Consider the following 8664-nt stretch of genomic DNA (forward strand, 5'->3'; position numbering starts at 1 on the left):
GTGAAGAACTGGGCGGGCTGGATGGCTTTGGCCGGTCACTGGCCGAAGGTGCGCAATTGACCTATTCGGGCGTGGGCGGTGCGATGCAGGTGTTGTCCGCCGGGCAATTGCCGAAGCTGGATTCCAAGGCGCCACTGGAGGTGATCCTCGGGGCGCAGATCGGTCAGTTTGGCGGGCAGAGTCTGTTTGATGTGTTCAACAGCGAGTGGACCCTCGACAGCCGTGCCGACCGCATGGGCATGCGCTTGCTGGGTACGCCGCTGGAGTATCAGGGGCCGTCGCTGATCTCGGAAGGCATCCCGCTGGGGGCGATCCAGGTGCCGCCGGACGGGCAGCCGATTGTGTTGCTCAATGACCGGCAGACCATTGGCGGCTACCCACGATTGGGCGCGTTGACGCCATTGGCGTTGGCGCGGCTGGCGCAGTGCTTGCCGGGGGAGAAGGTGAGGTTGGCGCCGGTGGTGCAGGAGACGGCGCATCGCCAGCAAGTGGAGTATTTGCAGTACCTTGCCAGAAACTAAAGACCGCCGCAGGACAAAATGTGGGAGCGGGCTTGCTCGCGAAGGCGGTGTATCAGCCAATATATTCGGTGACTGACACTGCGCTTTCGCGAGCAAGCCCGCTCCCACATTTGATCGTGGTTGTCTGGGAAACAACTTACTTCGACAAAAAGCGCATCCCTTCCTCAAGCCCGCGCAACGTCAACGGAAACATCTGGTCCTCGATCAAATCCCGGACAATCCCGGTGGACGCCGTATAGCCCCAGGTATCTTTCGGGTACGGATTAATCCAGATCAGCTTCTTGTACTTCTCCATGAACCGCTGCATCCACACATACCCGGGCTCTTCATTCCAGTGCTCGACGCTGCCGCCGGCCTGGGTGATTTCATACGGCGCCATGGCCGCATCGCCGATAAAGATCACTTTGTAGTCGGCACTGTACTTGTGCAGCAAATCCTGGGTCGAGGTGCGTTCCGAGCCCCGGCGCATGTTGTTCTTCCACACCGATTCATAAATGAAATTGTGGAAGTAGAAATACTCCAGGTGCTTGAACTCGGTCTTGCACGCCGAGAACAACTCTTCGCAAGTCTTCACATGGGCATCCATCGAGCCGCCGATGTCGAACAGCAGCAACAGCTTGATGGTGTTGCGCCGCTCCGGGCGCATCTGGATATTCAGCAGCCCGGCATCGCGGGCCGTATGGTCGATGGTGCCGTCAATGTCGAGCTCTTCCGCCGCACCCTGGCGTGCGAACTTGCGCAGGCGGCGCAGGGCGATCTTGATGTTGCGCGTGCCCAGTTCCACCGAATCATCGAGGTTCTTGTACTCGCGCTGGTCCCAGACCTTGACCGCCTTGCCCTGGCGCTTGCCGGCATCCCCCACGCGTATGCCTTCGGGGTTGAAGCCGCCAGAGCCGAAGGGGCTGGTACCGCCGGTGCCGATCCACTTGTTGCCGCCGGCGTGGCGTTCTTTCTGTTCTTCGAGACGTTTCTTGAATTCTTCGATGAGCTTGTCGAGGCCGCCGAGGGACTGGATCTGTGCGCGCTCTTCGTCGGTCAGCGAGCGTTCGAATTCCTTGCGCAGCCAGTCTTCGGGGATCAGCGCCTGCAGGTGATCGTCGAGTTTTTCCAGGCCGTCGAAGTAGGCGCCGAAGGCCCGGTCGAACTTGTCGAAATGCCGTTCGTCCTTCACCAGGATCGCCCGGGCCAGGTAGTAGAACTCGTCCATGTCGGCGAAGGTCACGCGCTGTTTCAGCGCGTTGATCAGGTCCAGCAGCTCACGCACCGACACCGGCACCTTGGCTGCACGCATTTCATTGAACAGGTTGAGCAGCATGGCAATCGCCCTTATCGGTTACCGCGACGGCTCATGAACGCCAGGCGTTCCAGCAACTGCACGTCCTGCTCGTTCTTCACCAGGGCACCGGCCAGGGGCGGGATGGCCTTGGTGGGGTCGCGCTCGCGCAGTACCGCTTCGCCGATGTTGTCGGCCATCAGCAGTTTCAGCCAGTCCACCAGTTCGGAGGTGGACGGTTTTTTCTTCAGGCCCGGTACTTTGCGCACGTCAAAGAATACGTCGAGGGCTTCGCTGACCAGGTCTTTCTTGATGTCCGGGTAGTGCACGTCGACGATCTTTTGCAGAGTGGTGCGGTCCGGGAAGGCGATGTAGTGGAAAAAGCAGCGGCGCAGGAACGCGTCCGGCAGCTCTTTTTCGTTGTTGGAGGTAATGATGATGATCGGGCGCTTCTTGGCCTTGATGGTCTCGTCGATTTCGTAGACGTAGAACTCCATCTTGTCGAGTTCTTGCAGCAGGTCGTTGGGGAACTCGATGTCGGCCTTGTCGATTTCGTCGATCAGCAGGATGACCCGCTCCTCGGACTCGAAGGCTTCCCAGAGCTTGCCCTTTTTCAGGTAGTTGCGTACGTCGTGCACCTTGTCCACGCCCAGTTGCGAGTCTCGCAGGCGGCTCACCGCGTCGTACTCGTACAGGCCCTGGTGCGCCTTGGTGGTGGACTTGATGTGCCAGGTGATCAGCTTGGCGCCAAAGGATTCGGCCAGTTGCTCGGCGAGCATGGTCTTGCCGGTGCCCGGTTCGCCCTTGACCAGCAGTGGCCGCTCCAAGGTGATGGCGGCGTTGACGGCCAGTTTCAGGTCATCGGTGGCAACGTAGGCCTGGGTGCCTTCGAACTTCATCTATCAATCCTCGAACGTGACGCCGAACGGTGCAGGACCGAAGCGGGCGAGTAATCAGCTTGGCCCGACTATACCGCGCAGCCCCGGCGACTGTGAACGCAGACGGGCTATTCAGTCTCTGAATGGGCAGTCACGTTGAAGATCAATCTGTCGAGGGCTTGGGTTGTTCATAGCGGGCGTTGAAGGCCTGGACAAAACCATTGCGCAAAATCTGCAAAAACGCCTGGAACGCGCTGATATCTTGCTGGTGCACGTTGCCGCTGAGCTCCACGCGGGTGGCGAACTGGTTTTTCTGCTGGTTCTTCAGCACGGTTTCGCTGACGCCAACCACCGCCTCCCAGATCGACCGAAAGATGCCCTTGTCCTTGTTCTCGACATCCTGCTGCCAGTTGAACACTTCGACATTGCGCAGCAAAGGCTTGATGTAGCCGGTCAGCTGGCCTTTTTCGGCCTGGGCTTCCACCACCAGGTCGCCGGTGCCGGCATTGAAGTCGAACTTGCCGTAGGCCGAGGCGAAGTCATTCATGCGCTTGAGTTCGATATCCCGGGCCCGGAAGCGGAATTCGAAGTTTTCGAAATTGCTCAAGGGGTCGAACGTCGCCGTGGCTTCCAGCGGCGCCTGGCCCAAAAACAGCGCCTTGCCGTCGAAACGTGCGTCGCGCTGGCCTTTGACATCCACCACGTTGGTCAGGTTGTAGAAGCTGGCGTTGACCTGGGTCGCGTACATATTGACCGGCGGTTTCGAACTGAAGTTATGGAACGCGATCTTTCCGTCGTCGATGCGTACCTCGTTGAGGGTGATCGGCAACAGTTTGCTCAGTTGTGCCCGCCAGTCGGTGCCCTGACCGGTCTGGGACGCCTGTTTGTTGGTGCCGCCGTCGACGAAGTTCAGCTCCGGCTTGATGAACTGTGCCTCGGCCACCACTGCGTGGTCGTACCACAGCGAATGCCAGCTGACCGACAGGTCGATCACCGGCGCCTTGACGAACGGTACCGGCACCTTGCCGTCGACCTTGACGATCTGCAGGCCGTTGATCCGATAGGCGCCGCGCCACAGTGCGAGGTCGACATCGGTGACCTGGCCGCGGTAATCGCCCATGTCGGCGAGTTTGTCATTCAGGTAATTGCGCACCAGATAGGGCAGGGCGATATCCAGGACGACCAGCAGTACCACGACCCCGACGAGGGTCCAGAGCGGCCAACTGTAGCGACGTTTCATAGGAAAATTCTCCATCCGTGTAGGCGATTGACTGCTGGCGCCGCCGGACGTTCGCTTGACTGGACGCCTTGCAGCACGAGGCATACCCTTGGGGCCTTCCTGAAATTGCCTTAAGGACCCGTCATGAGCCGCATTTTTGCAGACAACGCGCACTCCATCGGTAACACGCCCCTGGTTCAGATCAACCGTATCGCGCCGCGTGGCGTGACTATCCTGGCCAAGATCGAAGGGCGTAACCCGGGGTATTCGGTGAAGTGCCGGATTGGCGCAAACATGATCTGGGATGCCGAAGGCAGCGGCAAACTCAAGCCGGGCATGACCATTGTCGAGCCGACTTCCGGCAACACCGGGATCGGCCTGGCATTTGTTGCCGCCGCCCGTGGTTACAAGCTGTTGCTGACCATGCCCGCCTCCATGAGCATCGAGCGCCGCAAGGTGCTCAAGGCCCTCGGCGCCGAACTGGTGTTGACCGAGCCGGCCAAGGGCATGAAGGGCGCGATTGAAAAAGCCGGCGAAATCCTTGCCAGCGACCCGGCCAAGTACTTTATGCCGGCCCAGTTCGAAAACCCGGCCAACCCGGCGATCCACGAGAAAACCACCGGTCCGGAAATCTGGAATGACACTGATGGCGCGGTGGACGTGCTGGTAGCGGGCGTGGGCACTGGCGGCACCATCACCGGGGTGTCGCGCTATATCAAGAACATCCAGGGCAAGCCGATCCTGTCGGTGGCGGTGGAGCCGATCAGTTCGCCGGTGATTACCCAGGCGCTGGCCGGTGAAGAGATCAAGCCCAGCCCCCACAAGATCCAGGGTATCGGCGCCGGTTTTGTGCCGAAGAACCTCGACCTGTCGATGGTCGACCGGGTCGAACTGGTCAGCGACGAAGAATCCAAGACCATGGCGTTGCGCCTGATGCAGGAGGAGGGGATTCTGTGTGGTATCTCCTGCGGCGCGGCGATGGCCGTGGCGGTGCGACTGGCGGAGAAGCCGGAAATGCAGGGCAAGACCATCGTCGTGGTGCTGCCGGACTCCGGTGAACGCTACCTGTCGAGCATGCTGTTCGCCGATTTGTTCACCGATCAGGAAAACCAGGCTTGATTCAAATCAGCGCGATGGCGTGGCCCTTATGCATAATTGGCCCGTTATCGCGCACCGCTAGATGCTGATTGTTGGAGTGCGCGGGTTTTTCCCGAGGCCCGGAGTGTTTATCATGGCCGGCTGCTACGTCTGGTTTCCCCTTAACGGGAGGCTAATGGCCAGACGCCTATTTCCAGGAGTTGCTGCATGACCTTTTCTTTGGCCGCCAAACTGTCGGTGTTGCTGCTGTTTATCGGCAGCACGCTGTATGTGCATTTGCGTGGCAAGGCCCGTTTGCCGATGTTGCGTCAGTTCGTCAACCATTCAGCGCTGTTCGCCCCGTACAACGCCTTGATGTACATCTTCTCCGCCGTGCCGTCCAAGCCGTACCTGGACCGCAGCAAGTTCCCGGAGCTGGACGTGCTCAAGGACAACTGGGAAGTGATTCGCGAAGAGGCCATGCACCTGTTCGACGAGGGCTACATCCGCGCCGCGGAGAAGAACAACGACGCCGGTTTCGGCTCGTTCTTCAAGAAGGGCTGGAAGCGTTTCTACCTCAAGTGGTACGACAAACCGTTGCCGTCGGCTGAACTGCTGTGCCCGAAAACCGTGGCCCTGGTCAGCAGTATTCCCAACGTCAAGGGCGCGATGTTCGCCCTGTTGCCAGGTGGCAGCCACCTCAACCCGCATCGCGACCCGTTTGCCGGTTCGCTGCGTTATCACCTGGGGCTGTCCACGCCGAACTCCGATGACTGCCGTATTTTCGTCGACGGCCAGGTGTACGCCTGGCGCGACGGTGAAGACGTAATGTTCGACGAGACCTACGTGCACTGGGTGAAGAACGAAACCGAGCACACCCGGGTGATCCTGTTCTGCGACATCGAACGCCCGCTGAGCAACCGCCTTATGACCCGCATCAACCGTTGGGTCAGCGCGCAACTGGGGCGCGCCACCGCACCGCAGAACCTGGATGACGAACGCGTTGGCGGGATCAACCAGGCGTATGCCTGGAGCAAGCGCTTCAGCGACAGCTTCAGTGGCGTGGTCAAGCAGTGGAAGCGCAAGCATCCGAAGGCTTATCGCATCCTGCGGCCAGTGCTGGCGGTGGTGGTGCTGACGGCGCTGGGGTATTGGTTATTTGGTTAAGGCGTTTGCAGGCACGAAAAAACCGCTCCGATGAGCGGTTTTTTTATGAGTTGGATTTGTACGGGCGAAGTTATTGCAAAGCATGTCCCCAGCTGGTTATAGTCGGCCGCAGGTGTTTCCAGACACCTTGTTCATCCCTTCATAAAAGATCAGCACATGCCAGCTTCCCTGCGCATAGCGGTAGTCGATTCAGCGGTCAACGCTGCGGTCGTGCCGTGCGGGAGCCAGCAGCCTGCGCAGATCAGTCACTACCCCCCACCTGTCAGTAGCACGCCGGTGTACGCAGTCGTATCACCGCCGGGTGTTGGCATTTCGGGCTGATCAGCTGATGGCTGTTCCCCTGTGCCCGCCTGAAAAAACCTACTGAATTTCAGCTGTTGCTGAGTTGGCTTTTTGCCTGATCACAGGTGGTATCCATGTCTGTTCTTTCGAAACAATCCGTGGCCGCGGCGGCCTCGACGAGCCTGTTTGTCTTGCTGTGGAGCAGCGGGGCGATTTTCTCCAAATGGGGCCTGGCCCACGCTTCACCCTTTGCGTTTCTGCTGATCCGTTTCGCCATCGCCCTGGCGGGGTTGGTGATACTGGTACCGATCCTCAAGCTGAAGTTGCCGCGTCCCGGCAAGCCGATGCTTTACGCGGCGGCTACCGGGCTGGTGCTGTTGGGGGCCTACCAGATTTTCTATCTGCTGGCCCTGGACCTCAAAGTCACGCCCGGCATGATGGCAACCATCATGGGCGTGCAGCCGATCCTGACCGTGGTGTTGATGGAGCGCCGGCGCTCCTGGAGCCGGATGTTCGGCCTCGCGCTGGGATTGGCGGGGTTGATCATGGTGGTGTACCAGGGCATCGGGATGTCCGGCATGTCCCTGGCAGGCATGCTTTTTGGCCTGTTGGCCCTGGCCAGCATGACCTTTGGTTCGATCATGCAGAAGCGCATCACCGATAACCCGTTGGGCACGTTGCCTGTGCAATACCTGGCCGGCTTGCTGTTGTGCTCGGTGTTTGTGCCGTTCCAGCCGTTCCACTTTGAACACAACACCGGCTTTTTCGTGCCGGTGCTGTGGATGGGGCTGGTGGTGTCATTGCTGGCGACGCTGTTGCTGTACCGGCTGATTGCCCGGGGCAACCTGGTGAATGTCACCAGCTTGTTCTACCTGGTGCCCGCGGTGACGGCGGTGATGGACTACCTGATCTTCGGCAACAAGCTGGCAATGTTGAGCTTGCTGGGGATGGGCTTGATCATCGTCGGATTGGCTTTTGTGTTCCGTAAGGGCTGATAAAACCAACGCTGTAGGAGACAAAAAGCTCCTACAGCTTGCGGGCCAATTTCCCCGGCCGAAGCACCAGCCACAACGCCCCTGCAATCAACAACCCGCCATACAGATGCGCCATGGACAACGGCTCATCCAGCAGCAACGCGCCCCACAACACCCCGAATGGCGGAATCATGAAGGTCACGGTCATCGACTTCACCGGGCCGATGGACGTCAGCAAGCGGAAGTACAGGATGTAGGCAAACGCCGTGCATACCAGCCCCAACCCCAGCAGCGACAACCAAACAGGCCAGCCACCCCAGCTGACCGGTGGATGGCTGATGGCACTCCAGGCAAACAGCGGCAGCAGGAACAGCGTGGCCCCGAGCATGCTGCCCAGGGCCGCCAGGCGACTGTCCAGCCCGCCCTGTTGATCGAGCCAGCGGCGTGCCAAAAAGCCGGCAAAGCCATAGCAGGTGGTCGCCAACAGGCATGCCAGCGCACCCATCAACAATTCCATGTCGAAGGCCACCGGCCCGGCGCGGGTCAGGATGCCAACGCCGAACAGGCCCAGGCATACCCCGGCGATTTTCGATGGCGTGAGGCGCTCACTGAAGAACAACCCGCCAATCAGCACGCCCATCAGTGGCGTCGTGGCATTGAAGATCGCCGAGTAACCGGCCGGCAGCACTTGGGCCGCCACTGAATACATGGTCGCGGGAATGCCCGAGTTGATCACCCCGAGCAACAGGACCGTCTTGAACTTGCCCTGGAAATCCCAACTCACCCGCATCATGGCGAGGATCAGCAGCAGGCCGGTGGCAGCAATCGACACCCGGAAAAACGCGGTAGGAAGGGTGCCGATTTCCGGCGCGATAATTCGCATGAACAAAAAACTCGCGCCCCAGATAGCGGCCAGCACCAACAGGTGCAGGGTGTCGACAGGTCTCACGGAGGAACTCCAGTTTGATAAGGGCGGAAGTGTTGCCCACCGACCTGTCTGACACAATCGCTAATACATGTTTTACAGTACGAAACGCGTCACCAAGCCATTGAGGTCCACCGCCAGCCGCGACAGTTCCTGGCTGGCCGCCGAGGTCTGGGTGGCACCGGCGGCGGTTTGCGTCGACAGGTCCCGGATGTTCACCAGGCTGCGGTCCACCTCACGGGCCACCAACGCTTGCTGCTCGGCGGCGCTGGCGATCACCAGGTTGCGCTGGCTGATCTGCGAGATCGCCGCCGTGATTTTCTCCAGTGCACTGCCGGCGCTGTTGGC

General features: G+C 59.9%; 7 protein-coding genes and 2 pseudogenes. 4 read left to right on the top strand and 5 right to left on the bottom strand.

Going from position 1 to position 8664, the window contains the following annotated elements:
• A pseudogene (locus HX846_RS30520) lies at positions 1-521 on the top strand (allophanate hydrolase); the annotation flags it as partial.
• A 136-nt stretch (positions 522-657) separates the two neighbouring features.
• Here HX846_RS30520 and HX846_RS30525 read toward each other — a convergent pair.
• The 3 genes from HX846_RS30525 to HX846_RS30535 all read right to left on the bottom strand — a co-directional run bounded on the left by HX846_RS30525 (position 658) and on the right by HX846_RS30535 (position 3912).
• The gene (locus HX846_RS30525; RefSeq protein ID WP_178966813.1) at positions 658-1836 is read right to left on the bottom strand and encodes a VWA domain-containing protein; all 1179 of its coding nucleotides are present in this window, start codon (positions 1834-1836) and stop codon (positions 658-660) included.
• An 11-nt stretch (positions 1837-1847) separates the two neighbouring features.
• Complete coding sequence (locus tag HX846_RS30530; protein ID WP_003210690.1) at positions 1848-2693, bottom strand: MoxR family ATPase; 846 nt, start codon at positions 2691-2693, stop codon at positions 1848-1850.
• Positions 2694-2835: 142 nt separating this feature from the next.
• The gene (locus HX846_RS30535) at positions 2836-3912 is read right to left on the bottom strand and encodes a DUF748 domain-containing protein (RefSeq protein ID WP_087692565.1); all 1077 of its coding nucleotides are present in this window, start codon (positions 3910-3912) and stop codon (positions 2836-2838) included.
• 123 nt (positions 3913-4035) lie between these two features.
• Here HX846_RS30535 and cysK point away from each other — a divergent pair, with 123 nt between their 5' ends.
• The 3 genes from cysK (at position 4036) to HX846_RS30550 (ending at position 7412) form a co-directional block, all read left to right on the top strand.
• Entirely contained in the window at positions 4036-5010 is a 975-nt protein-coding gene (cysK, locus tag HX846_RS30540; RefSeq protein WP_177028540.1) for a cysteine synthase A, read from the top strand.
• A 186-nt stretch (positions 5011-5196) separates the two neighbouring features.
• Entirely contained in the window at positions 5197-6135 is a 939-nt protein-coding gene (locus tag HX846_RS30545) for an aspartyl/asparaginyl beta-hydroxylase domain-containing protein (RefSeq protein ID WP_003210693.1), read from the top strand.
• Between the two features lie 416 nt (positions 6136-6551).
• Positions 6552-7412, top strand: coding sequence for a DMT family transporter (locus tag HX846_RS30550; RefSeq protein WP_023659095.1), 861 nt, complete (start codon positions 6552-6554; stop codon positions 7410-7412).
• Between the two features lie 31 nt (positions 7413-7443).
• Here the strand turns inward: HX846_RS30550 and HX846_RS30555 are convergent, their stop codons facing one another.
• Positions 7444-8340 (bottom strand): DMT family transporter, encoded by an 897-nt coding sequence (locus tag HX846_RS30555; RefSeq protein ID WP_087692563.1) that lies wholly within the window; start codon positions 8338-8340, stop codon positions 7444-7446.
• A 72-nt stretch (positions 8341-8412) separates the two neighbouring features.
• Positions 8413-8664, bottom strand: a pseudogene (locus HX846_RS30560) (methyl-accepting chemotaxis protein); the annotation flags it as partial.

The organism is Pseudomonas sp. K5002, assembly GCF_013386655.1.
In the GTDB taxonomy this organism is placed as follows: domain Bacteria; phylum Pseudomonadota; class Gammaproteobacteria; order Pseudomonadales; family Pseudomonadaceae; genus Aquipseudomonas.

Excerpts from the sequence above, each read along its gene's own strand:
- HX846_RS30525 (WP_178966813.1), bottom strand. The coding sequence starts at position 1,836 with ATGCTGCTCAACCTGTTCAATGAAATGCGTGCAGCCAAGGTGCCGGTG.
- HX846_RS30530 (WP_003210690.1), bottom strand. The coding sequence starts at position 2,693 with ATGAAGTTCGAAGGCACCCAGGCCTACGTTGCCACCGATGACCTGAAA.
- HX846_RS30535 (WP_087692565.1), bottom strand. The coding sequence starts at position 3,912 with ATGAAACGTCGCTACAGTTGGCCGCTCTGGACCCTCGTCGGGGTCGTG.
- cysK (WP_177028540.1), top strand. The coding sequence starts at position 4,036 with ATGAGCCGCATTTTTGCAGACAACGCGCACTCCATCGGTAACACGCCC.
- HX846_RS30545 (WP_003210693.1), top strand. The coding sequence starts at position 5,197 with ATGACCTTTTCTTTGGCCGCCAAACTGTCGGTGTTGCTGCTGTTTATC.
- HX846_RS30550 (WP_023659095.1), top strand. The coding sequence starts at position 6,552 with ATGTCTGTTCTTTCGAAACAATCCGTGGCCGCGGCGGCCTCGACGAGC.